Origin of the sequence: Burkholderia sp. Bp8994, assembly GCF_003853805.1 — a bacterium.
Classification (GTDB): domain Bacteria; phylum Pseudomonadota; class Gammaproteobacteria; order Burkholderiales; family Burkholderiaceae; genus Burkholderia.
Genome location: NZ_QTQH01000034.1, coordinates 28,071 through 50,461 on the forward strand (window position 1 = coordinate 28,071; position 22,391 = coordinate 50,461).

21 protein-coding genes are annotated in these 22,391 nt (G+C 67.4%); 15 read left to right on the plus strand and 6 right to left on the minus strand.

What is annotated here, in order from left to right:
* Positions 1 to 3 precede the first annotated feature (3 nt).
* The 4 genes from garD (at position 4) to DIE04_RS28360 (ending at position 3,372) form a co-directional block, all read left to right on the plus strand.
* Positions 4 to 1,557 (plus strand): galactarate dehydratase, encoded by a 1,554-nt coding sequence (gene garD, locus DIE04_RS28345; RefSeq protein ID WP_124489352.1) that lies wholly within the window; start codon positions 4 to 6, stop codon positions 1,555 to 1,557.
* Between the two features lie 224 nt (positions 1,558 to 1,781).
* Complete coding sequence (locus tag DIE04_RS28350) at positions 1,782 to 2,174, plus strand: nuclear transport factor 2 family protein (RefSeq protein ID WP_124489353.1); 393 nt, start codon at positions 1,782 to 1,784, stop codon at positions 2,172 to 2,174.
* A 79-nt stretch (positions 2,175 to 2,253) separates the two neighbouring features.
* Positions 2,254 to 2,709, plus strand: a complete 456-nt coding sequence (locus tag DIE04_RS28355) for an RbsD/FucU family protein (protein ID WP_124524219.1) — start codon at positions 2,254 to 2,256, stop codon at positions 2,707 to 2,709.
* 225 nt (positions 2,710 to 2,934) lie between these two features.
* A complete protein-coding gene (locus DIE04_RS28360) occupies positions 2,935 to 3,372 on the plus strand; it encodes a DoxX family protein (RefSeq protein WP_044845736.1) in 438 nt (145 codons plus the stop codon).
* A 126-nt stretch (positions 3,373 to 3,498) separates the two neighbouring features.
* Here the strand turns inward: DIE04_RS28360 and DIE04_RS28365 are convergent, their stop codons facing one another.
* Positions 3,499 to 4,809 carry an MFS transporter gene (locus tag DIE04_RS28365; protein ID WP_044845735.1) on the minus strand — a complete coding sequence of 437 codons (1,311 nt, stop codon included), beginning with the start codon at positions 4,807 to 4,809 and terminating at the stop codon, positions 3,499 to 3,501.
* Between the two features lie 321 nt (positions 4,810 to 5,130).
* The gene (locus tag DIE04_RS28370; RefSeq protein ID WP_044845855.1) at positions 5,131 to 6,267 is read right to left on the minus strand and encodes a branched-chain amino acid ABC transporter substrate-binding protein; all 1,137 of its coding nucleotides are present in this window, start codon (positions 6,265 to 6,267) and stop codon (positions 5,131 to 5,133) included.
* A 649-nt stretch (positions 6,268 to 6,916) separates the two neighbouring features.
* Here DIE04_RS28370 and DIE04_RS28380 point away from each other — a divergent pair.
* Entirely contained in the window at positions 6,917 to 7,711 is a 795-nt protein-coding gene (locus DIE04_RS28380; RefSeq protein ID WP_044845733.1) for an AraC family transcriptional regulator, read from the plus strand.
* Between the two features lie 62 nt (positions 7,712 to 7,773).
* Here the strand turns inward: DIE04_RS28380 and DIE04_RS28385 are convergent, their stop codons facing one another.
* Positions 7,774 to 8,037: a hypothetical protein gene (locus DIE04_RS28385; RefSeq protein WP_059528378.1), complete on the minus strand. Its 264-nt coding sequence runs from the start codon at positions 8,035 to 8,037 to the stop codon at positions 7,774 to 7,776.
* A gap of 284 nt (positions 8,038 to 8,321) precedes the next feature.
* A complete protein-coding gene (locus DIE04_RS28390; RefSeq protein WP_124489357.1) occupies positions 8,322 to 10,214 on the minus strand; it encodes a bifunctional sugar phosphate isomerase/epimerase/4-hydroxyphenylpyruvate dioxygenase family protein in 1,893 nt (630 codons plus the stop codon).
* Positions 10,215 to 10,471: 257 nt separating this feature from the next.
* On the opposite strand from DIE04_RS28390, the gene aroQ reads away from it, so the two are divergent.
* Genes aroQ through DIE04_RS28405 form a run of 3 tightly spaced genes read left to right on the plus strand, consistent with a single transcriptional unit; the run spans position 10,472 to position 13,160 of the window.
* Positions 10,472 to 10,927, plus strand: a complete 456-nt coding sequence (gene aroQ, locus DIE04_RS28395) for a type II 3-dehydroquinate dehydratase (protein ID WP_044845730.1) — start codon at positions 10,472 to 10,474, stop codon at positions 10,925 to 10,927.
* The gene (locus DIE04_RS28400; protein ID WP_124573307.1) at positions 10,924 to 11,778 is read left to right on the plus strand and encodes a shikimate dehydrogenase; all 855 of its coding nucleotides are present in this window, start codon (positions 10,924 to 10,926) and stop codon (positions 11,776 to 11,778) included. The genes aroQ and DIE04_RS28400 overlap by 4 nt, the downstream gene beginning before the upstream one ends.
* Before the next feature lie 41 nt (positions 11,779 to 11,819).
* The gene (locus DIE04_RS28405) at positions 11,820 to 13,160 is read left to right on the plus strand and encodes an MFS transporter (protein ID WP_124489359.1); all 1,341 of its coding nucleotides are present in this window, start codon (positions 11,820 to 11,822) and stop codon (positions 13,158 to 13,160) included.
* Between the two features lie 102 nt (positions 13,161 to 13,262).
* On the opposite strand, the gene DIE04_RS28410 is transcribed toward DIE04_RS28405, so the two are convergent.
* Positions 13,263 to 14,372 carry a 2-aminoethylphosphonate--pyruvate transaminase gene (locus DIE04_RS28410; protein WP_124489360.1) on the minus strand — a complete coding sequence of 370 codons (1,110 nt, stop codon included), beginning with the start codon at positions 14,370 to 14,372 and terminating at the stop codon, positions 13,263 to 13,265.
* Positions 14,373 to 14,627: 255 nt separating this feature from the next.
* Between DIE04_RS28410 and phnS the strand changes: the two genes are divergently transcribed.
* Genes phnS through DIE04_RS28450 form a run of 7 tightly spaced genes read left to right on the plus strand, consistent with a single transcriptional unit; the run spans position 14,628 to position 21,919 of the window.
* Entirely contained in the window at positions 14,628 to 15,719 is a 1,092-nt protein-coding gene (gene phnS / locus DIE04_RS28420; RefSeq protein WP_044845726.1) for a 2-aminoethylphosphonate ABC transporter substrate-binding protein, read from the plus strand.
* A gap of 34 nt (positions 15,720 to 15,753) precedes the next feature.
* Entirely contained in the window at positions 15,754 to 16,857 is a 1,104-nt protein-coding gene (gene phnT / locus DIE04_RS28425; protein ID WP_124489362.1) for a 2-aminoethylphosphonate ABC transport system ATP-binding subunit PhnT, read from the plus strand.
* On the plus strand, positions 16,835 to 17,755 hold the full coding sequence (locus DIE04_RS28430) for a 2-aminoethylphosphonate ABC transporter permease subunit (RefSeq protein WP_124489363.1): 921 nt from the start codon (positions 16,835 to 16,837) through the stop codon (positions 17,753 to 17,755). The genes phnT and DIE04_RS28430 overlap by 23 nt, the downstream gene beginning before the upstream one ends.
* Positions 17,745 to 18,605 (plus strand): 2-aminoethylphosphonate ABC transport system, membrane component PhnV, encoded by an 861-nt coding sequence (gene phnV, locus DIE04_RS28435; RefSeq protein ID WP_044845723.1) that lies wholly within the window; start codon positions 17,745 to 17,747, stop codon positions 18,603 to 18,605. Before DIE04_RS28430 ends, phnV begins: the two co-directional genes overlap by 11 nt.
* Positions 18,602 to 19,912, plus strand: coding sequence for a phosphonoacetate hydrolase (gene phnA / locus DIE04_RS28440; RefSeq protein WP_124489364.1), 1,311 nt, complete (start codon positions 18,602 to 18,604; stop codon positions 19,910 to 19,912). Before phnV ends, phnA begins: the two co-directional genes overlap by 4 nt.
* Positions 19,909 to 21,363 (plus strand): phosphonoacetaldehyde dehydrogenase, encoded by a 1,455-nt coding sequence (gene phnY, locus DIE04_RS28445; protein WP_044845721.1) that lies wholly within the window; start codon positions 19,909 to 19,911, stop codon positions 21,361 to 21,363. Before phnA ends, phnY begins: the two co-directional genes overlap by 4 nt.
* A gap of 4 nt (positions 21,364 to 21,367) precedes the next feature.
* Complete coding sequence (locus DIE04_RS28450) at positions 21,368 to 21,919, plus strand: phosphonate degradation HD-domain oxygenase (RefSeq protein WP_124489365.1); 552 nt, start codon at positions 21,368 to 21,370, stop codon at positions 21,917 to 21,919.
* A gap of 130 nt (positions 21,920 to 22,049) precedes the next feature.
* Here DIE04_RS28450 and DIE04_RS29980 read toward each other — a convergent pair.
* On the minus strand, positions 22,050 to 22,391 hold a 342-nt coding region (locus DIE04_RS29980; protein ID WP_221621963.1), incomplete at its 5' end, for a hypothetical protein.

Genomic DNA, 22,391 nt, shown 5'->3' on the forward strand with positions numbered 1-22,391 from the left:
CCGATGACTGCTTCCCCGCTTTATATCCGCGTGCATCCGGACGACAACGTCGCGATCGTCGTCAACGACGGCGGCCTGCCCGAGGGCGCGACGTTCGCCGACGGCCTGACGCTGCGCGAAGGCGTGCCGCAAGGGCACAAGGTCGCGCTGGTCGACCTCGCGGCCGGCGATCCGATCGTCCGCTACAACGTCGTGATCGGCTACGCGCTCGTCGAGCTGCGCCGCGGCAGCTGGGTCAACGAGCGCACGATGCGCATGCCCGAGCCGCCGGGGCTCGACGACCTGCCGCTCGCCACGCGTGCCGCGCCGCCGCTGGCGCCGCTCGAAGGCTATACGTTCGAGGGCTTCCGCAATGCCGACGGCTCGGTCGGCACGCGCAACATCCTCGCGATCACGACGACCGTGCAATGCGTGTCGGGCGTCGTCGAGCATGCGGTGAAGCGGATCAAGGACGAACTGCTGCCGCGTTACCCGAACGTCGACGACGTGGTCGGGCTCGAGCACACATACGGCTGCGGCGTCGCGATCGATGCGCCCGATGCCGACATTCCGATCCGCACGCTGCGCAACATCAGCCTGAATCCGAACTTCGGCGGCGAGGTGATGACGGTGAGCCTCGGCTGCGAGAAGCTGCAGCCCGAGCGCCTGCTGCCGCCGGGCTCGATTCCAGTGGCGGCCGACGGCGCGCCGGAAAACGGCGGCGTCGTGTGCCTGCAGGACGCCGCGCACGTCGGCTTCAACTCGATGATCGACTCGATCATGAAGATGGCCGAATCGCATCTCGAGCGGCTGAACCGCCGCCGTCGCGAAACCTGCCCGGCGTCGGATCTCGTCGTCGGCGTGCAGTGCGGCGGCAGCGACGCGTTCTCGGGGCTCACCGCGAACCCGGCGGTCGGTTTCGCGGCCGACCTGCTCGTGCGGGCGGGCGCGACGATCATGTTCTCGGAGGTGACGGAAGTGCGCGACGGCGTCGCGCAGCTCACGTCGCGCGCGGCGAACGAGGACGTCGCCCGCGAGATCATCCGCGAGATGGACTGGTACGACCGCTACCTGCAGCGCGGCCGCGTCGACCGCAGCGCGAACACGACGCCCGGCAACAAGAAGGGCGGCCTGTCGAACATCGTCGAGAAGGCGATGGGCTCGATCGTGAAGTCGGGCAGCGCGCCGATCGCGGGCGTCGTGCGCCCCGGCGACCGGGCGCGGCAGAAGGGGCTGCTGTACGCGGCGACGCCCGCGAGCGACTTCATCTGCGGCACGCTGCAGCTCGCGGCGGGAATGAACCTGCACGTTTTCACGACGGGGCGCGGCACGCCGTACGGCCTTGCGCAGGTGCCGGTGATCAAGGTCGCGACGCGCAGCGATCTCGCGCGCCGCTGGCACGACCTGATGGATCTCGACGCGGGGCAGATCGCCACTGGCGCGGCGTCGATCGAGGACGTGGGCTGGGAACTGTTCCGGCTGATGCTCGACGTCGCGAGCGGCAAGCGCCGCACGTGGGCCGAGCAATGGAAGCTCGCGAATGCGCTGACGCTGTTCAATCCGGCGCCGGTGACCTGACGCGCGCCGCGACGGCGGCAGACGATGCGATGCGGGCGCCTTCGGGCGCCCGTTTTTGATGGTGGCGGCGGGTTCGCGGTTCGGCGCATGCGTATTTTCCGCGGCCGGCACGAATTCCTTACCTCGCACGTAATCGACCGCCCACGCGAGGCCGGCGACGATGGTGGCACGCGAACACGAAACGTTTGCGACATCGTCCCCCCATCGACACAAGGAGCCTCGCCATGAACACCGCCGAAACCGCCCAGTCGGCTCACGCCGACCTGATCGACCGCTATTTCGATGCCTGGAACGAACCCGACGCCGCACGCCGGCGCGCGCTGATCGATGCGACCTACGCGAGCGACGCGGCCTATCGCGATCCGCTGATGGCCGGCGACGGCCATGCGGGCATCGAGACGATGATCGCCGCGGTGCAGGAGCGTTTCCCCGCGTATCGCTTTCGCCGCACGACCGACGTCGACGGGTTCGGCCAGCACCTGCGCTTCTCGTGGGCGCTCGTGTCGCCCGACGGCGCGGCGGTCGTGAAAGGTTCGGACTTCGGCACGGTCGATGCGTCGGGCCGCCTGAAGTCGGTCACGGGTTTCATCGACGAAATGCCGGCCGCGGCGTCGTGATGCGAGCGACGCATGCCCGGCGGCGGCCGGGATCGGGTAACGTTATGCAATTCGTTCCCGATCCCGGAGCCTTTCCCACATGTTGAAGAATCTCGATCCGCTGTTGCACGCCGACATCCTGCACGCGCTGCGCGCGATGGGCCACGGCGATGAAGTGGTGATCTGCGATGCGAATTTTCCGGCGGAATCCGTCGCCGAGCACACGGTGGTCGGCCGCGCGCTGCGCATCGACGGCGCCGACTCGGCGCGCGTCGCGCGCGCGGTGCTATCGGTGCTGCCGCTCGACACGTTCGTCGACACACCCGCTTGGCGGATGGAAGTCGTCGGCGATCCGGCCGCGGTGCCGCCCGTGCAGCGCGAAGTGCAGGCCGAGATCGATCGTGCGGAAGGGCGCGCGGTGCCGCTCACGGGCGTCGACCGTTTCGCGTTCTACGAGCGCGCGCAGCAGGCGTATGCGGTGATCGTCACCGGCGAGTCGCGCGGCTACGGCTGTTTCATCTTCAAGAAAGGCGTGCTGTTGAGCGACGCCGGTTAGGGCCTGTTCCGTTATCTATCCGCCAGGGCCGAACACCGTGTTTCGCGGTGCCGCCGCGCGTGAATGACCGCCGCAGTGTAAAGATTTGCTACAACCTTTTTCTTGGACACCGCGGAAAGACCCTCTATGCTGGCCCATTTGCCGCCGGCCCGGCAGGGCCGCGCGACCCCGAACCGCACGGGCACGCCTCGTGCGGACGGCCGAATTGCATACGAGGAGAGAGGCATGACGCGTTCCGTCGATTCCGGCGTCATTTTTTTCGCGCGCCTGGCGCTGGCGGCGTTGTTCTTGTGGGGCGGCGTGATGAAGCTGCTCGGCTACAGCGATTTCATCGGCTATCTGCACGGGCTGAACGTGCCCTATCCGCAGGTGACGGGGCCGGTCGTCGTCACGATCGAAGCGCTCGGCGGGCTGCTGCTGATCGTCGGCTACAAGGTGAAGCCGCTCGCGTTGCTGATGGCGTTCTATACGATCGCGACCGCGATGGTCGGACACAATTTCTGGGACGCGACGGACGCCGCGGTCCAGCACGACATGGTGATCCACTTCTGGAAGAACGTCGCGATCGCCGGCGGTTTCCTGCTGCTGTTCGTGACCGGCGCCGGCGGCGCAAGCATCGACGCGCTGCGCCGGCCGAGTTCGTCGTACGGCGCGCTGCGCTGAATTGAACCCGGTTGAACGGCGCGACGCGCGCACGTCGCCGCGCTGAAGCCCAAACAAAAGGGCCGAATCCCGCACGCCGCGGGATTCGGCCCTTTGTTCATCCAGCGGGCGCGTGCGCGCCGACGTTCAGCGCGTGTCCTTCGGGTCCTTCGCATCCTTCGAGAACTGCACGGCGATCGCGCCGAGCACGCAGATCGCCGCGACGTACACGACCGGCGCGAGCGGATTCGACTTCATCATCAGCGACACGATCACCGGCGTGAGGCCGCCGAAGATCGCATACGCGACGTTGTACGAGAACGAGATGCCCGAGAAGCGCACGACGGGCGGGAAGCTCTTGACCATCACGAACGGCACCGCGCCGATCGTGCCGACCATGAAGCCGGCGATCCCGTAGTACAGCGGCAGCGTCGACGCGTCGGCCGCGACCTGCGCGAACAGCAGGTAATAGCACGCGGCCAGCACGAGGCCGCCAATGCCGAGCACGCGCTTCGCGCCGATCCAGCCCGCGAGCGAGCCGGCGGTGATGCAGCCGGCCGTCAGGCACAGCGTCGCGACGCTGTTCGCGAACAGCGTGGTCGCGGGCGTCAGGTGAAACTGCTTCTGCAGCAGCGCGGGTGTCATCAGGATCACGACGACGATCGCCGCGGACAGCATCCACGTGAGCAGCATCGACACGATCACCGCGCGGCCGTGGTCGCGCAGCACGGCCTTCAGCGGAATCTCGGCCGCGAGCGCCTTCTTCGCCTTCATCTCGGCGAACACCGGCGTCTCGTGCAGCCAGCGGCGCAGGTACACGGAGAACAGGCCGAACACGCCGCCGAGCAGGAACGGAATGCGCCACGCGAATGCGGTGACTTCGGCGCCCGAGTAACGGCTGTTGATGCCCGCGGCGACCAGCGAGCCGAGCAGGATGCCGGCCGTAAGGCCCGCGGTCAGCGTGCCGCACGCGTAGCCGATGTGGCGCGACGGCACGTGCTCCGACACGAACACCCATGCGCCCGGCACTTCGCCGCCGACCGCCGCGCCCTGCAGCACGCGGAACAGCAGCAGCAACACCGGCGCGAGGATGCCGATCGAGTCGTAGGTCGGCAGCAGGCCCATCAGCAGCGTCGGCACCGACATCATCAGCACGCTCAGCGTAAACATCCGCTTGCGGCCGAACAGGTCGCCGAAGTGCGCCATGATCACGCCGCCGAGCGGGCGCGCGAGATAGCCGGCCGCGAAGATGCCGAACGTCTGCAACTGGCGCAGCCAGTCGGGAATGTCGTGCGGGAAGAACAGCTGCCCGATCGCGGGTGCGAAGAACACGAAGATGATGAAGTCGTAGAACTCGAGGGCGCCGCCGAGTGCGGCAAGGCCAAGGGTCTTGTAGTCGCTGCGCGTGAGCGCGCGTTCGGCGGCGCGAGGCACGCCGCTCAATTCGGAAGCTTGCATGGTCAGGACGATCGGTTTTCGAATGTAGTTGTCGGTGCTGCGTCTCCAGAACCCGCTATCGGCATGGACTGGCAAGGCGCGGCCTGCGTCGTCGAGCGTGCGTCGAATGCCGGATGGGGCATGTGACACGCACCGTCGCACCGGGATGGGGCACGACGCAGACGAAGCGTCAAAGCGGGTGGGGGGATTCTACAGGAGCGCGAAATGCGCGCGCGCGGGGCCGCGCCGAGGCATGCTTCGAACTTCGTCGAGCCCGAAACGCACGCGGCGCGGCAGGCGGGAGCACCGCTTGCCGCGCCGCGTGTGACAGGGTCTGCGCGATCAGTTGCCGGCGATCGTGTCGACCGGCTTGAACGCGCCGTGCTCGACCTTGTAGATCGTCACCGGCGCATCCTTCAGGTCGCCCTTCGCGTCGTACGCGATGCTCGGGGCCGACACGCCCTTGATCGACACCTTGCCGAGATACGGCGTATAGACCTTCGGGTCGGTCGAGTTCGCGTCCTTCATCGCGGTGAGCAGCGCGATCGTGCCGTCGTACGAGTAGGGCGAATAGGTGATCACGTCTTCGTTGAAGCGTGCCTTGTAGCGCGATGCGTAGCCGGCGAAGCCCGGCATCTTTTCCTTCGGCAGCCCGCCCATGTAGACGATCGCGCCTTCGGCCGCGTCGCCGCCGACCTTCAGGAACGTCGGCGAGCGCGACATCTCGCCGGTCACGAAGGCGGACTTCATCCCGAGCTGGCGCATCTTGCGGATCATCGGCGACGACTGCGCATCGCCGCCGCCGTAGAAGATCGCGTCCGGGTTGATGCCCTTCAGGTTGGTCAGGATCGCGGAGAAGTCGAGCGCCTTGTCGTTCGTGAAGTCGCGCTTGACGATCGTGCCGCCCGCGGCCTGCACGGCCTTCGCGAATTCGTCGGCGATGCCCTGGCCGTAGGCCGTGCGGTCGTCGATGATCGCGATGCGCTTGAAGTGCAGCGTCTTCACCGCATACGTGCCGACGATGCGGCCGGCCTGTGCATCGCTCGTCAGCAGCCGGTAGGTCGTCTTGTAGCCGCGCGCCGTGTATTGCGGCGACGTCGCCATCGAGATCTGCGGCAGCCCCGCGCGATCGTACAGGTCGGACGCCGGAATGCTCGTGCCCGAGTTGAAGTGGCCGATGACCCCGCGGACGTTGTCGTCGATCAGCCGCTGCGCGACCGTCGTGCCGGTGCGCGGGTCGGCCTGGTCGTCCTGCGAGTCGAGCTGGAACGTGACCGGCTTGCCGCCGATCGTCGGATTCGTCGCGTTGAAATCGGCGATCGCGAGTTGCACGCCCTTCTGCATGTCCGAGCCGTAGTTCGACTGCGGCCCCGTCAGCGGTGCGGCGAAACCGATCTTGACGACGTCGGCGGCGATGGCGTGTGCGCCCGACAGTGCGCAGGCAGCAGCCAGCGCGACGTGCGATACCTTCAGCTTCACTTTCACTTCCCCTTGATGGCATGGTTGGGCCGCCGCCGGCCAGCTGGCCGGCGCGGTAAACCGGGCGAGACGTATCGGGTTGCAGGCCTTTCCGAAAGCCGTGCGGGGTGTGCCATGCGCTGCGCGGGTTGTGCCGGAATCGGCGTGCGCGGCGGCGGCGGGATGTCGTCTCGTAACCGTTGATCGAAGTCTAGGTAGCGAAAATGCGCGCGTCTTGCGCGTTCGGAGCGCGGGCGGCGACGATTTCGGCATATCGTCGATAACCCTGATATATGCTGAAATCGTCATGACGAGTGCGCAAACGCGCCAAGACGCGACACGCCGGCATTTTTAGGATGGCGGGTTCGGGCGCGCGTAGTCTCGGCGCCGGCGGGGTGAGCCGATAGCGTCGGCAGCGCCGGCCGTGCGCGACGCCAGGCAACCTGCCGATGCGAAATCGTGCCCGCCGGACGTGCGTGCGGCGCAGTGGTTGCGCGCACAACCGCACGGCGCATGACGTGCTTGCCGGCCCATGCGAATCGCCCGATCGGTGCCGAGCGACGGCGGGTTGCGCTTGCCGCCATTCGCCGGGCCGCCCGATCGCCACGACGCGTTCGAGACGGCGCTCCTATAATCGACGCCATCAGCCACCCCCTTCGCAGATGCCGGGATGACGACCTTGCTTGCCGCACCGCCCATGAGCCTGTCCGATACGTTGCGCTACCAGCCCGACAACGCCGATCTCGGCGCGATGCTCGCGCACTTCCGCCTGCTCGAGCCGGTGTTCGATGCGCTGCCCGACGTCGCGTTCTTCGTGAAGGACGCGAACGGGCGCTATGCGCTCGTCAACCGCACGCTGGCGATGCGCTGCGGCTACAAGGACAAGCGCGACCTGCTCGGCAAGACGACCGACGAAGTGTTTCCGCGCCGCTTCGGCAAGACCTATTTCGAGCAGGACATGGCGACGATCACCGCGGGCCAGCAGCTGATGGACCAGCTCGAGCTGCATCTGTATCCGGGCCGCCAGCCGGGCTGGTGCCTGACCTGCAAGGAGCCGCTGCGCGACGCGGCCGGCAAGGTGGTCGGCCTCGCGGGCATCTCGCGCGACCTGAAGGCGCACGAGGGCTCGCATCCAGCCTACAGCAAGCTCGCCGACGTGGTGCAGCACATCCAGGATCACTACGTGCAGCCGCTGAACCTGAAGCAGCTCGCGCAGATGGCGGGGATGTCGGTCGCGCAGCTGGAGCGCTACTTCCACAAGGTGTTTCACCTGACGCCGCGCCAGGTGCTGCTGAAGACGCGGCTCGATGCGGCCACGGCGCTGCTGGTCACGCACGACAAGGTGACCGACGTCGCGGCGCTATGCGGATATACGGATCACAGCGCGTTCACGCGCCAGTTCAAGGCGACGGTCGGCGTGACGCCGACGGAATACCGGCTGATGCTGCAGGACCGGGCAGGGTGAAGTGACGCGCCGGCCGGGCCGGCGGATCTGAAGGGGCGAGACGGGATTCGGCGTGCGGCGGCTCAGCGGTAGCCGAGCCCTTTCAGGACGGCCGTGCCGTCTTCGGTCAGCCGGAAGCTCGGCGCCGTGTCGGCATCGAGCTTGATCATCTCGACGAGGCCGGCTTCCTGCAGCGCGGGCAATTCGGGTTTGGCGTTCGCGCCGATCGGTGCGTGCAGCAGCACGAGCAGCGTCGCGATTTCATGATGGCTGAGCAAACGGCGCAGCATCGTCTTTTTCACTGGGGGGGCGGCCGGGCGGCCCGCGGGTGCATCTACGGCGCTCATCGCTGTCCTCCTTTTCGGGATATCCGTCGGGTACTGGTTGCGGATGGTGCCGTCGGAGACTTAAGCGATTCTTAAAACCGCCGGGGTCGCGCGGATGTTGCGGTGCGGTGTGCGTTACCGGATGTAACGCCCGCCGGGCGGCCGTTTCCGGCCGCCGGCGGCCGGCCTTGCCGGGCGGGCGCCGCGGCGGGATTCACCACGATGGTGCGGTCGCGCGGCGCGCGTCGCAGGGTCGTCGTGTTTTTCTCATTCGATTCGACCCCTGGACGAAATTGCCTGCTCCCTTATTTCCTGCGCTGGGCCTGCGCGGCGAGCCGCACAGCCGCGTTGGCCGCGCCGTAGCCGTCGTAGCCGCCGCGCCGCTCGACGATTTCGAGCGAGAAGCGGTTATCGACCAGCTCGGTATACGCGTGCAGGAATTCACCGCCGTTTTCGTCGCGGTCGTACAGCAGGTGGTGGGCGCTCAGCGTGTCGATCAGCTCGTCCGGCAACGCGTAGCGCGCGGCCAGATCGTCGTAGTAGTTCGGCGGGATCCGCAGGAACGGCACGCCGTCGGCCGCGAACGCGGCGACCGTCTTCACGATGTCGTCGGTCCGGAACGCGACGTGGTTCAGCCCTGTGCCGTGATAGCGGTCGAGCGATTCGGCGACGGCCGTATGACGGTCGACCGACGCATTCAGCGCGATGCGCACCGAACCGTCCGTGCTGCGCACCGCGCGGCTGCGCATCAGGCCGTACGGATCGGGCACGAGCCAGCTGCGCTCGGCCTCGAAGCCGAAGGCGGTCTTGAAGAACAGGATCCACGTGTCGAGCGCGTCGGCCGGCAGCGCGAGGCAGACGTGGTCGATGCCCGTCAGCGGGCCGACCTCGCTCGGGCCGTCGATGTCGGTCAGCACGAAATCCGATTCATACAGCGTCGGTGCGTTCGGCGTCTCGTCGACGAAGTATTCGAGGCTGCCGTCCGGCGCCTGCACGCCCGGCAGCACGCGCTCGTTCGGGCCGACGCGCCCGGAAAACGGCGCGTAGCCGAAGCCGGCCGCGCGCTCGAATGCCACTTTCGCATCGTCGACGCGGAACGCCGACGCACACAGCGACAACCCGTGCTGCTGGAAGAACGCGTCGGCGAACGAGTCGCGCTCGGCGTTCAGCACGATCGACGCGGCACCGTGCTGGAACAGCGTCACGTCCTTCGACCGATGACGGCCTGCGAGCCGGAACCGCATCCGGCCGAGCCATTCGCCGACGGTGGCCGCCGCCTGCGCGTCGACCGCGAATTCGATGAACTGGAACCCGACGTGCGCGGGCGGTGCCGGCGGCGCGAACAGCGGCTGGTCGGCGGCCGGCGCGCGGCCGTCCTGCGCGAGTCGCGCGCGCGTCAGTTCTTCCAGATAGAGCAGCGAGCGGTGGCCGTCGGCGGCCGTGATCGCGGTCGGCGCGGCGCGGAAGCCGTCGTTGAAGATCTCGAGCGACAGCGGCCCCTTGTAACCGGACTCGATCACGCGGGCGGTGAAGCGCGCGAGGTCGAAGTCGCCCTGGCCGGGGAACGAGCGGTAGTGACGGCTCCATTCGAGCACGTCCATCGCGAGCTTCGGCGCATCGGCGATCTGCACGAACGCGATCCGGTCGCCCGGGATGTCGGCGATCGCGTCCGGCGAATCGTCGAGCGATAGCGTATGGAAGCTGTCGAGCGCGAGGCCGAGGTGCGGGTTGTTCACCGCGTTCACGAGCTGCCACGCATGGCCGTACCGGTTCACGACGCGGCCCCACGCGAGCGCCTCGTACGCGGCGACCACGCCCGCCTGCCGCGCGGCTTCGGCGAGCGCGCCGAGCTGGTCGACCAGCAGCGCGTCGTCCGCGATCGTGTCGGGCGACACGCTGCTGCACACCAGGATGCGGTCGGTGCCGAGCGCGTGCATCACGTCGAACTTGCGGCGGATGCGGTCGAGATTGCGGGCGAGCTGGGCCGGGCTCACGCCCTCGAAGTCGCGAAACGGCTGGAACAGCACGATGTCGAGGCCGAGATCGGCGGCCATGCGCCGCACGTCGGCGGGCGATCCGTCGAAGTAGACGAGGTCGTTCTCGAAGATTTCGACACCGTCGAAGCCGGCGGCCTGGATGGCGGCGAGCTTCTCGGCGAGCGTGCCGGACAGTGACACGGTGGCGATCGAGCGCTGCATGGGCGAATCCTGCGGATGAGCGGGGTGTGGCGTCGGCCGGATCGGGCCGGAATGAACCAGTCGTTGAATTACCGGTGAGCGCCATATCCCGAATTTACTAGGGGAGTGAGTGAAATTATACAAACTAACTAGGTGGTACAAATTAGCGAAAACCCGAAAAGACATTGCGCTTGCGCAAGCGCACACTAGCGCCAAATCTTGACGTCAGAGGGCGAAGTCGACTAGCGATTCGCCCCTGTTTTAGGAGCAGAAACACCATGAGCAAGCACAAGGTGCTGGTGCTGAACGGCCCGAACCTGAATCTGCTGGGGACCCGCGAGCCCCATATCTACGGCGCGGAAACCCTCGCCGACCTCGAGCAGCGTTGCCGCACGGCGGCCGACGGGCTCGGGCTGGAGATCGATTTCCGCCAGTCGAACGCCGAGCACCAGCTGATCGACTGGCTGCATGCCGCGCGTCACGACACGCACGGCATCGTGATCAATCCGGCCGCCTACACGCACACGTCGGTCGCGCTGGCCGACGCGCTGTCCGCGATCGCGAAACCCGTGATCGAGGTGCATATCTCGAACGTGCATCGCCGCGAGGCATTCCGTCACCACTCTTATGTGTCGGCGGTGGCCGAAGCCGTGATCTGCGGCTGCGGCACCGAAGGCTACGTATTCGCGCTGCAGCGCCTGTCGACCATTTTTGCCCAAGGAGCCGCACGATGAGCCGCCCGTCTTTTCTGATCGGCCTGATCGGCCAGGGCATCGGCGGTTCGCTGTCGCCCGCGATGCACGAGGAAGAAGGCTTCCGCCAGGGATTCGGCTACGTGTACCGGCGCATCGATCTGGACGTGCTCGGCGTGAGCGCCGACGCGCTGCCGGAACTGCTCGATGCCGCGCAGCGGATGGGCTACAACGGGCTCAACATCACGCATCCTTGCAAGCAGCGCGTGATCGAGCACCTCGACGCACTGTCGGACGACGCGCGCGCACTCGGCGCGGTCAACACCGTGCTGTTCAAGGACGGCAAGCGGATCGGCCACAACACCGACTGGTCGGGTTTCGCGAAGTCGTTCCGCCGCGGGCTGCCCGATGCGTCGCTCGAACGTGTCGTGCAGCTCGGCGCGGGCGGCGCGGGTGCGGCCGTCGCGCATGCGGCGCTGCAGATGGGTGCCGCCGACATGACGATCTTCGACGTCGACGGCACGCGCGCCACCGCGCTCGCGGGTGAACTGCAGCAGCGCTTCCCGGCCGCCCGGGTCACGCCGGGCAGCGATCTCGCGGCCGCGATGCAGGCCGCGACCGGCCTGATCCATTGCACGCCGACCGGCATGGCCAAGCATCCGGGCCTGCCGCTGCCGGCCGAGCTGCTCCGCGCGGGCATGTGGGTCGCCGACATCGTGTATTTCCCGCTCGAAACCGAACTGATCCGCGCCGCGCGCGCGGCCGGCTGCGCGACGCTGCCGGGCGGCGGGATGGCCGTGTACCAGGCCGTCGATGCGTTCGAGATCTTCACCGGACGAACGCCGGACGACGAGCGGATGTTCGAACACTTTCAGTCGCTCGTCGCACGCTGACCCTTCTAGCGACCAGCTGAAAAATAGACCAGGAGACAACCATGCAGCACACCACCCACACGAACGCCGCGCCCGCGGCGGCCGGTACGGTCCGGCGGACCTCGGCGCGCTACAAGATCCTCGCGCTGCTCGCGATCGGCACGATGATCAACTATCTCGACCGTACCGTGCTGGGGGTGGCTGCGCCGCAGCTCACCAAGGAGCTCGGCATCAACGCGGCCGTGATGGGCATCATGTTCTCTGCGTTCTCGTGGACGTACGTCGCGATGCAGGTGCCCGGCGGCCTGTTCCTCGACCGCTTCGGCAGCAAGATCACCTATTACTGGTCGATGACGTTGTGGTCGCTGTGCACGCTCCTGCAGGGCTTCGTGCCCGGCGTCGGGACGCTGCTCGCATGCCGGCTCGGCCTCGGCGTGACGGAAGCGCCGTGTTTCCCGACCAACAGCCGCGTCGTCGCGACGTGGTTCCCGCAGAATGAACGTGCGATGGCGACCGGCACCTACACCGTCGGCGAGTACATCGGTCTCGCGTTCTTCAGCCCCGTGCTGTTCGCGCTGATGGGTGCGTTCGGCTGGCGTTCGCTGTTCTGGGTCGTCGGTGGGGTCGGCATCGTGTTCGGCCTGGTCTGGTGGAAGTTCTATCACGAGCCGCGCAACCATCCGGCCGCGAATTCGGAAGAACTCGCGTACATCGAAGCGGGCGGCGGTCTCGTGCACGGCGCGCGCAAGGACGGCGACAAGGGCGGCAAGCCCGCCCAGGCCAAGTTCAGCTGGGCGATGGCCGGCCAGCTGCTGAAGAAGCGCCAGCTCGCGGGGATCTGCCTCGGCCAGTTCGCCGGCAACTCGACGCTCGTGTTCTTCCTGACCTGGTTCCCGACCTATCTCGCGACCGAGCGCCACATGGGTTGGCTGAAGATCGGCTTCTTCGCGATCATGCCGTTCATCGCCGCGTCGGTCGGCGTGATGTTCGGCGGGATCTTCTCCGACTGGTTGCTGCGCCGCGGCAAGTCCGCGAACCTCGCACGCAAGCTGCCGATCATCGCCGGCCTGCTGCTCGCGTCGACGATCATTCTCGCGAACTACGTGCAAAGCAACGAAGCCGTGATCGCGATCATGTCGGTCGCGTTCTTCGCGCAGGGGATGGCCGCGCTCGGCTGGACGCTCGTGTCCGACATCGCGCCGGACGGCCTGCTCGGCGTGACCGGCGGCATCTTCAACTTCGCGGCGAACCTGGCCGGCATCATTACGCCGCTCGTCGTCGGCTTCATCGTCGCATCGACCGGCTCGTTCGTCGGTGCGCTGGTGTTCATCGGCGTGATCGCGTTGATCGGTGCGCTGTCGTACATCTTCGTCGTCGGCGACATCAAGCGGATCGAACTGTAAGCACCGGCTCCACGCACTCTCGGTGCGTTCGCCCGGCGACCTGTGGGTCGCCGGGCTTTTTTGTATCCGCTCGCGACTGCGAAGCGGTTCAGGCCGCCGCGCTCACGCGTGCCGCATCGTGATCCCGAGCGATTCGACCGCCTGTGCGATCGCCGCGACCGCCCGCCGGATGTCGCCGGCATCGATCGCGCCGATGCAGCCGACGCGGAACGTCTCGAGTTGCGTCAGCTTGCCCGGATACAGGATGAAGCCCGCGTCGCGCACCGCGTCGTAGAAGCGGCGGAAATCGTAGGCCGGATGGTCGGGCGCATGGAACGTGACGATCACCGGCGCCTGCACACCGGCGTCGAGGAACGGCGTGAAGCCGAGCGCGCGCATCGATTCGACCAGCGTCCGGCAGTTTTCCGCATAGCGCGCACCGCGCGCGGGCTGGCCGCCTTCGGCCAGGTATTGGTCGAGCGCGGCGCGTAGCGCGGCGATCACGTGGGTCGGCGGCGTGAAGCGCCACTGGCCCGTCTTGCACAGGTACGCGTACTGATCGTGGAGGTCGAGCGCGAGCGACCGCGAGTTGCCTTCGCACGCGTCGAGCGCAGCGCTCCGCACGATCGCGAACCCCATCCCCGGCACGCCTTCCAGGCATTTGCCGCTCGCCGAGATCAGCGCGTCGATCCCGCTGTCCGCCAGGGTGATCGGCAGCGCGCCGAACGAACTCATCGCATCGACGATCAGCCGCTTGCCGTGCCGCCGGCACACGGCCGCGATCGCGTCGAGCGGATTCAGGATGCCGGCACTTGTTTCCAGGTGCACCAGCGCGACGTGCGTGATGCGCGGCTCGCGCGCGAACGCGGCTTCGACCGCGCCGGGGTCGACCGCCGCGTTCTCGCCGAACGGCAGCGCGATCGACTCGATGCCGAGCCGGCCGAGGATCTTCAGGATGCGCGCGCAATACGCGCCGTTGTCCGGCACCAGCACGACGCCGTCGCGCGGCACCAGCGTGCCGAGCGCGGCTTCGACCGAAAACGTGCCGCTGCCTTGCATCGGCACGCACACGTATGCGTCGCCGCCGCGCGCGATCGTGACGAGATCCGCGCAGACGCTCGCCGTCAGTTGATTGAAAGCGGCGTCCCACGAGCCCCAGTCGTGTTGCATTGCGTGGCGTGTTGTGGCGGACGTGGTGAGCGGGCCGGGCGTGAGCAGAATCGGGTCCGACATGATTTTTCTCCAGCAAAGGTCGGATGAAACGCCAGGGCGGCATTTCTGAATGACTTGCATGATATTGGCAAAATGTGTCATTTTTTGGAAATTGTGGCACACGTCACGGCGTTGTCATCGAACGCTGTGATCCTTCGGTTGCCGCGCGAGACCACCTGCAGCGCGGCAGCGAGACGGGCCGGTTGTCGGTCTGTCCGACTGAAAGGAGCCGGATCGTGCCCCGGCCGTTTGGTGTTCCGCCTACGGAGAAGTGAGATGACACTGCAGAATTCCTCGCGCGCCGCTGCCGGCGCGTTCCGCAAGCTCGCGCTGGCCGCCTGCGCCGCCGGTCTGCTGCAAGGTGCCGCGATGCCCGCGCACGCGGCGAACGCGGTCGTGCTGTATACGGCGGACGGTCTCGAGAACCTCTATCGCGATGTGCTGCCGGCGTTCGAGAAGAAAGAAGGCGTCAAGGTCAACATCGTGACGGCGGGCAGCGGCGAGGTTGTCAACCGCGCGAACATCGAAAAGAATTCGCCGAAGGCGGACGTGATCGTCACGCTGCCGCCGTTCATCCAGCAAGCCGGCCAGATGGGCCTGCTGCAGCCGTACCAGAGCGTGAACTACAAGAACGTGCCGGCGATCGCGAAGGCGGAAGACGGCACCTGGGCGACGTTCGTGAACAACTACTTCTCGTTCGCGATCAACCCGGACGTCGTGAAGAACCAGCCGAAGACGTTCGCCGACCTGCTGTCGCCGGCCTACGCGGGCAAGGTCGCGTACTCGAACCCGGCGACCGCCGGCGACGGGATGGCCGTGCTGATCCTGACGACGTCGCTGATGGGCGAGGACAAGGCGTTCGACTACCTCGCGAAGCTGTCGCAGAGCGTGAAGTTCCACACGAAGGGCACCGGCTACCTGAATGTGCTGCTGTCGCGTAACGAGATCAGCGTCGCGAACGGCGACCTGCAGATGGACCTCGACGACGCCGAGCACGGCGCGCTGTCCGTCAAGCCGATCTTCCTGGCCGCGAAGGACGGCGACCAGCCGACCACGTTCCAGCTGCCGTACGGCATCGGCCTGATCAAGAGCGGCCCGAATCAGGACGCCGGCAAGAAGCTGATCGACTACCTGATGTCGACCGACGTGCAGTCGAAGGTGCCGGACATGTACGGCATCCCGGGCCGCACGGACGTGCCGCTGGCCGGCAAGAACGGCGAGGCGGTCAAGAAGGCGATCGCGGGCGTGAAGCTGATCCCGGTCGACTGGACCCAGGTGATGGCGAAGAAGCCGGTGTGGATCGAGCGCTGGAAGAAGGACGTGATCGGCAGCTCGGGCAAGCAGCTCGACGTCGTCAAGCCGAAGTGATCGGCGCACGCTGCCTGTATTAGTGAGCAAGAGGATGAACCCGGTGGAAACCACCCTGACCCATCCCGGCGCATTCGGCGCCGCCGAACCGCAAGCAACGCTGCGGTCCGGCGCGCCGGGCGGCGTGCAGATCGAGCACCTGAGCGTGCGCTACGGCGCACGCACGGTGCTGGAAGATCTGTCGCTGTCGATCGGCGCCGGTGAATTTCTGACCGTGCTCGGCAAGAGCGGCTGCGGCAAGACCACGCTGCTGCGCTTCATCGCCGGGTTCGTGAAGGCCGACGGCCTGACCGGCACGCTGACCGTGGCCGGACGCGACCTGACCCATGCGCCGCCGCACAAGCGCAACCTCGGTCTGCTGTTCCAGAATTACGCGCTGTTCCCGCACCTGTCGGTGTTCGAGAACGTCGCATTCGGGCTGCGCGCACGCGGCATGGCGTCGCCGGAGGTGACGCGCCGCGTCGCCGACGCGCTGAAGCTCGTGCAACTCGGCGACGCGGGCCACCATCTGCCCGCGCAACTGTCCGGCGGGATGCAGCAGCGCGTCGCGCTGGCGCGCGCGCTCGTGATCGAGCCGGACGTGCTGCTGCTCGACGAGCCGCTGTCGGCGCTCGACGCCAATCTGCGCGCATCGGTGCGCAGCGAACTGAAGGCGCTGCACGAGCGCCTGCCGAACCTGACCGTCGTCTGCGTGACGCACGACCGCGACGACGCGCTCGTGCTGTCCGACCGCGCGCTGCTGATGCGCGACGGCCGCATCGCGCAGCTCGGCACGCCGCAGCAGCTGTACGACGCGCCGCGGGACGGCTACGTCGCGCGTTATCTCGGCCTGGCCAACCTGCTGCCGCCGCACGTGATCTTCCCGCTCGGCGACCCGCGTCACGACGTGCGCGGCAAGGTCGCGTGCGTGCGCCCCGAGCGGCTGACCGTGATGCCGCTCGCGGCGGGCGGCCTGCACGGCACGGTGTCGTCGGTCGAATGGCAGGGCGCGGACCTGTCGATCGCGGTCATGATCGACGCGGCGCCCGACGAACCCGTGCGCGTGACGATGCAACGCGGCCGCGGCGCGGCTCCCGAGCGCGGTGCGCGCGTGTCCCTGCATTGCGAGGCAGACGATGTCGTCCTTATCGAGCCCTGAAGCCGGCCTGCCGCCGCACGTGCTCGCGTCGGCCGCCGCGCATGCCGCCGCCGCGCGGCGCCGCAAGCGCATGGGCGACCTGCACCTCGCCGCGCTCGCGATCGTCGTGCTCGGCCCGCTCGTCGTCTATCCGCTGGTGCGGCTCGTGCTGCTGAGCGTGTCCGGCGATCACGGGCTGAGCTTCGCCGCATACCGGACCTTCTTCGGCAACCCCGATACGCGCAACGTGCTGCTGACGACGGTCGGCGTGCTGTTCGCGAGCGCCGGCACCGCATCGGTGCTCGGCGTGCTGCTGGCCGCGCTGCTGTTCTTCAAGCCGTTCCCGGGCGCGTCGCTCGTCACGCGCTTCCTGGAACTGTACGTCGCGTTCCCGTCGTTCCTCGTCGCGTTCACCTTGATCTTCCTGTACGGCTCGCAAGGCTCGATCAGCATCGCGCTGCAGCACCTGTTCCATCTCGAGAACCCGCCGCTCGACTTCCTGTTCGGCATCGGCGGCGTGATCCTCGCGCAGACCGTGTTCTATACGCCGTTCGTCGTGCGGCCGACGCTCGCGTCGTTCGCGACGCTCGACCTGCGCCTGATCGAAGCGGCGCGCAGCCTTGGCGCGTCCGGCTGGATGCTCGCGCGCCGCGTCGTGCTGCCGATCGCGTGGCCGGGCATCGCCGCCGGCACGGTGCTGTGTTTCCTGCTGACGCTGAACGAGTTCGGGATCCTGCTCGTGCTCGGCAGCGCGCGGCTCGTCACGCTGCCGGTCGCGATCTACAGCAGCGCGACCGTCGACCTCGACCTGCCGACCGCGTCGGCCGGCGCGGTCGTGATGCTCGCGCTGTCGCTGGCGCTCTATACGGTTTATCGCCGGGTGAACCGGCGTGCGACGGGAGGGAACGATGTCCGCTGAATTCCATATCGGGCAAGCCGTGCCGCGTCATCGGATCGGCTGGAGCGACACGCTGCTCAAGCATGCGTCGCGCGCCGCGCTCGCGCTGGCCGCGTTCGCCTGCTTCTGGCTGTTCGTGCTGCCGGTCATCGTCGTCGCGCTGTCGAGCGTGTCGACGCAGTGGTCGGGCACGATCCTGCCGGCCGGCTACAGCCTGCGCTGGTTCGAGCGGCTCGGGTCGCCGGAATACGACGCGCTGCTGACGAGCCTCGAAATCGGCTTCGGCGTGTCGGCGATCGGCACGATCCTCGGGCTGTGGCTTGCGCTTGCACTCGAGGGGCGCGACCGGCGCGGTCTCGGCGCGGTCGTCGACGCGCTCGTGATGGTGCCGAACGGTGTGCCGAGCGTCGTGCTCGGGCTCGCGGTGCTGATCGCGTATCACCAGAAGCCGCTCGACCTGTCGAGCTCCGCGGCGATCGTCGTGCTCGTGCAGCTCGCGCTGATCCTGCCGTTCTGCTATCGCTGCGCGGCCGCCGCGCTGCGTCCGGAGCTGACCGTGCTGCGCGAAGCGGCGGCGAGCCTCGGTGCACCGCCCGCGATGGTGCTGCGCCGCGTGCTGCTGCCGCAGCTCGTGCCGGCGCTGCGCGCGAGCCTCGCGCTCGGCTTCGCGCTGTCGCTCGGCGAACTCGGCGCGACGCTGACCGTCTACCCGCCGGGTTTCGCGACCGTGCCGATCGTCGTGATCGGCCAGGTTGAGCGCGGCTATTACCTGCCCGCCTCGGCGCTGTCGCTGCTGATGCTCGGCGCGTCGCTCGCGGCGCTGCTGCTGATCGCCGCGCGCGTGCCGCGCGGCAAGCGGGCGGCATCATGAACGCCGCGTTCGCATTGCGACAGCCCGGCGAGCAATCGGCCGCGGGCAAGGGTTCGGCGGATCTCGCGGGACGTTCCGTCGACGTCAACGGCCGACGCCACCGGCTACCGGTCGAACCGACCGTCGTCATTTGCGTCGACGGCTGCGAGTACGACTATCTCGAGCGTGCGGTGGAAGCGGGCGTCGCGCCGTTCATCGGCCGGATGATCGCGCAAGGCACCGCGTGGCGCGCCGACTGCGTCGTGCCGACCTTCACCAACCCGAACAACCTGTCGATCGTCTGCGGCGTGCCGCCGTCGGTCCACGGAATCTGCGGCAACTACTTCTGGGATCCGGCCGCCGACGGCGGTCGCGGCGCCGAAGTGATGATGAACGACCCGGCCTACCTGCGGGCCGGCACGCTGCTCGCGGCGGCGTCCGACGCCGGCGCGCGGGTGGCCGTCGTCACGGCGAAGGACAAGCTGCGCCGGCTGCTCGGCTGGCAGATGAACGGCATCTGTTTTTCCGCCGAGAAGGCCGCGCAGGCGAATCTCGCGGAAAACGGGATCGTCGACGTGCTCGACTGGGTCGGCCTGCCGTCGCCGGACGTGTACAGCGCGGCATTGTCCGAATTCGTGTTCGCGGCCGGCGTGCGGCTCGCGCAGACGCGCCAGGTCGACCTGATGTATCTGTCGACCACCGACTACGTGCAGCACAAGTGCGAGCCGGGCAGTGCCGGCGCGAACGCGTTCTACGCAATGATGGACGGCTATCTCGCGCAGCTCGATGCGCTCGGCTGGGCGATCGGGCTCACGGCCGACCACGGGATGAACGCGAAGCACGATCCGGCCACGGGTCGCCCGAACGTGATCTATCTTCAGGACGCGTTCGACGGCTGGTTCGGTGTGCGGGCCGCACGCGTGATCTTGCCGATCACCGATCCGTACGTCGTGCACCACGGCGCGCTCGGCTCGTTCGCAACCGTCTACCTGGCGCCCGGCGTCGACCGGGTCGAAGCGATGTGGCGCGTCGGCGGGCTCGACGGCGTCGAGCTCGTACTCGACAACGCGGAAGCGGCCGCGCGCTTCGAACTGCCGGCCGACCGGATCGGGGATCTCGTCGTGATCGCGCGGCGCGACATGACGCTCGGCACGCGCGAGCGCGAACACGACTTGTCCGGGTTGACCGTGCCGCTGCGTTCGCACGGCGGCGTGTCCGAGCAGGAGGTGCCGTTGCTGTTCAACCGTCGGATCGAGCGGGACGACCCTGCACGTCGTCCGCGCAACTTCGACGTCTTCGATTTCGTGCTGAATCGGGTCGCGACATGATGGCTCACCCTCGACAGGATCACCCCGCGTTCCGCGCCGAGACGCTGCGCTGGTGCGGCACGCGCGCGACGCGCGACCGTGTGCTCGACGTCGCCGATCCGTACACCGGCACGCGCGTCGGTACGGCGCCGCTGGCGAGCGTCGACGATGTGCGCGCCGCGTTCGACTACGCGATGGCATACCGGCCCGCGCTCACGCGCTACGAGCGTTCGCAGATCCTCGAGCGCGCGGCCGCGCTGCTGCGCGAGCGTGCCGAGGAGGCGTCCGACCTGATCACGCTCGAGTCGGGATTGTCGAAACAGGATTCGCGCTACGAGATCGGTCGCGTTGCCGACGTGCTGAAGTTTGCGTCGGTCGAAGCGCTGCGCGACGACGCGCAGAGCTTCTCGTGCGACCTGACGCCCCACGGCAAGGCGCGCCGCGTGTTCTCGCAGCGCCAGCCGCTCGACGGCGTGATCGTCGCGATCACGCCGTTCAATCACCCGATGAACCAGGTCGCGCACAAGATCGCGCCGGCGATCGCGACCAACAACCGCGTGATCGTGAAGCCGTCGGAGAAGGTACCGCTGTCGGCGTTTTATCTGGCGGACCTGCTGTATGAAGCCGGTTTGCCGGAGCCGATGCTGCAGGTGCTGACCGGCGACCCGCGCGAAATCGCGGACGAACTCGTCACGCATCCGCATGCATCGCTGATTACCTTTACGGGCGGCGTGTCGATCGGCAAGGCGATCGCCGCGCGGGCCGGCTACCGGCGCATCGTGCTGGAACTGGGCGGCAACGATCCGCTGATCGTCCTCGACGATGCCGATCTGGAACGTGCGGCATCCCTGGCCGTGCTCGGTTCGTACCGGAATTCGGGGCAGCGCTGCACGGCCGTCAAGCGGATCCTGGTACAGCGCTCGGTCGCGCCGGCGTTTACCGAGCTGCTCGTCGAGAAGACGCGCGCCTGGAAGTACGGCGATCCGTTCGATCCCGCAAACGAAATGGGCACGGTGATCGACGACGTCGCGGCGCGGCTGTTCGAGGCCCGGGTCGGCGAGGCGGTCGCGCAGGGGGCGCGCCTGCTGACCGGCAACGTGCGGCGCGGTGCGCTCTATTCGCCGACCGTGCTCGACAACGTCGATCCGTCGATGACGCTCGTGCGCGAGGAGACCTTCGGCCCCGTTTCACCCGTCATCGCGTTCGACACGATCGACGACGCGATCCGGATCAGCAACGGGACGGCGTTCGGGCTGTCGTCGGGTATCTGTACGGACAGTACGGCCGCGGTCGTGCGGTTCGTGAACGAGCTGAACGTCGGGACGGTGAATGTCTGGGAGGTGCCCGGATACCGGATCGAGCTGTCGCCGTTCGGCGGGATCAAGGATTCGGGGCTCGGCTATAAGGAAGGCGTTCAGGAAGCGATGAAGAGCTTCACGAACCTGAAGACGTTTTCGCTGCCTTGGGAGTGAGCGGATGGCATTGACGGTGGAAGAGATCGACGGACTGTATCGCGAGCACGGCCATGTCGCGTACAGCGGCGAACCGGTCACGCAGCTGGAGCATGCGTTGCAGAGCGGCTTGCTGGCGGAGGAGGCGGGTGCCGACGAGGCGCTGGTCGCGGCGGCGTTCCTGCATGACCTGGGGCATTTGCTGAATCGGCAGGGCGAGACGCCGAGCGCGCGCGGGATCGACGACCTGCATCAGTATTACGTGCTGCCGTTCCTGCGGCCGCTGTTTTCGGACGCGGTTCTGGAGCCGATCCGGCTGCACGTCGACGCGAAGCGTTGCCTGTGCCGCACGGACGCCGGCTACTTCGAGAGCCTGTCGCCGGATTCGGTGCGCAGCCTCGCGCTGCAGGGCGGCATCTTCAGTGAAGCGGAGACGGCGGCATTCCTGCAGCGCCCGTTCGCGGAAGACGCGCTGCGACTGCGCCGCTGGGACGATGCGGCCAAGGAAGAGGGCAAGGCGACGCCGGATCTCGATCACTATATCGAGATCGTGGCGCGCCAGGTGCGCGTGAGCTGACGATTCGGCTGCATCCATATAAGGCCTCGCAATATAAGGCCCCGCACGCGGCAGCGTGCGGGGCCTTATATTTTTCACGAAACCCCTTGCGCGATTGCCGGCAGGTGCTTAGAATCACGCCTCTTTCGCGCTAACGGAAACGCAGCGCGGGAGAAGAAGGGAAGCGGTGCTGTCGGGCGGGTCGTAGCGGCCTCGGCGGTGCAGGAAGTTGAACCCCAGCCGTCGCAACGAAGTAGTTAAAAAGTTGTTGACGAACTGAAAAAAAGCGGTTCATAATCTCGCTTCTCTGCTGCTGAAAACGCAGCGCTGCTGAGAAAACCTCCGGGTCCTCGCAGAAATGCTCTTTAAAAATTAACAGCCGATAAGTGTGGGCGCTTGATGGCAGCGAGCTGATCTTCGGATCAGATAGCGAAAGTATCAAGAGTCTCACACTAAAGTAAGTCAGGTTTATGAAGTGATTCATATTCCTGTC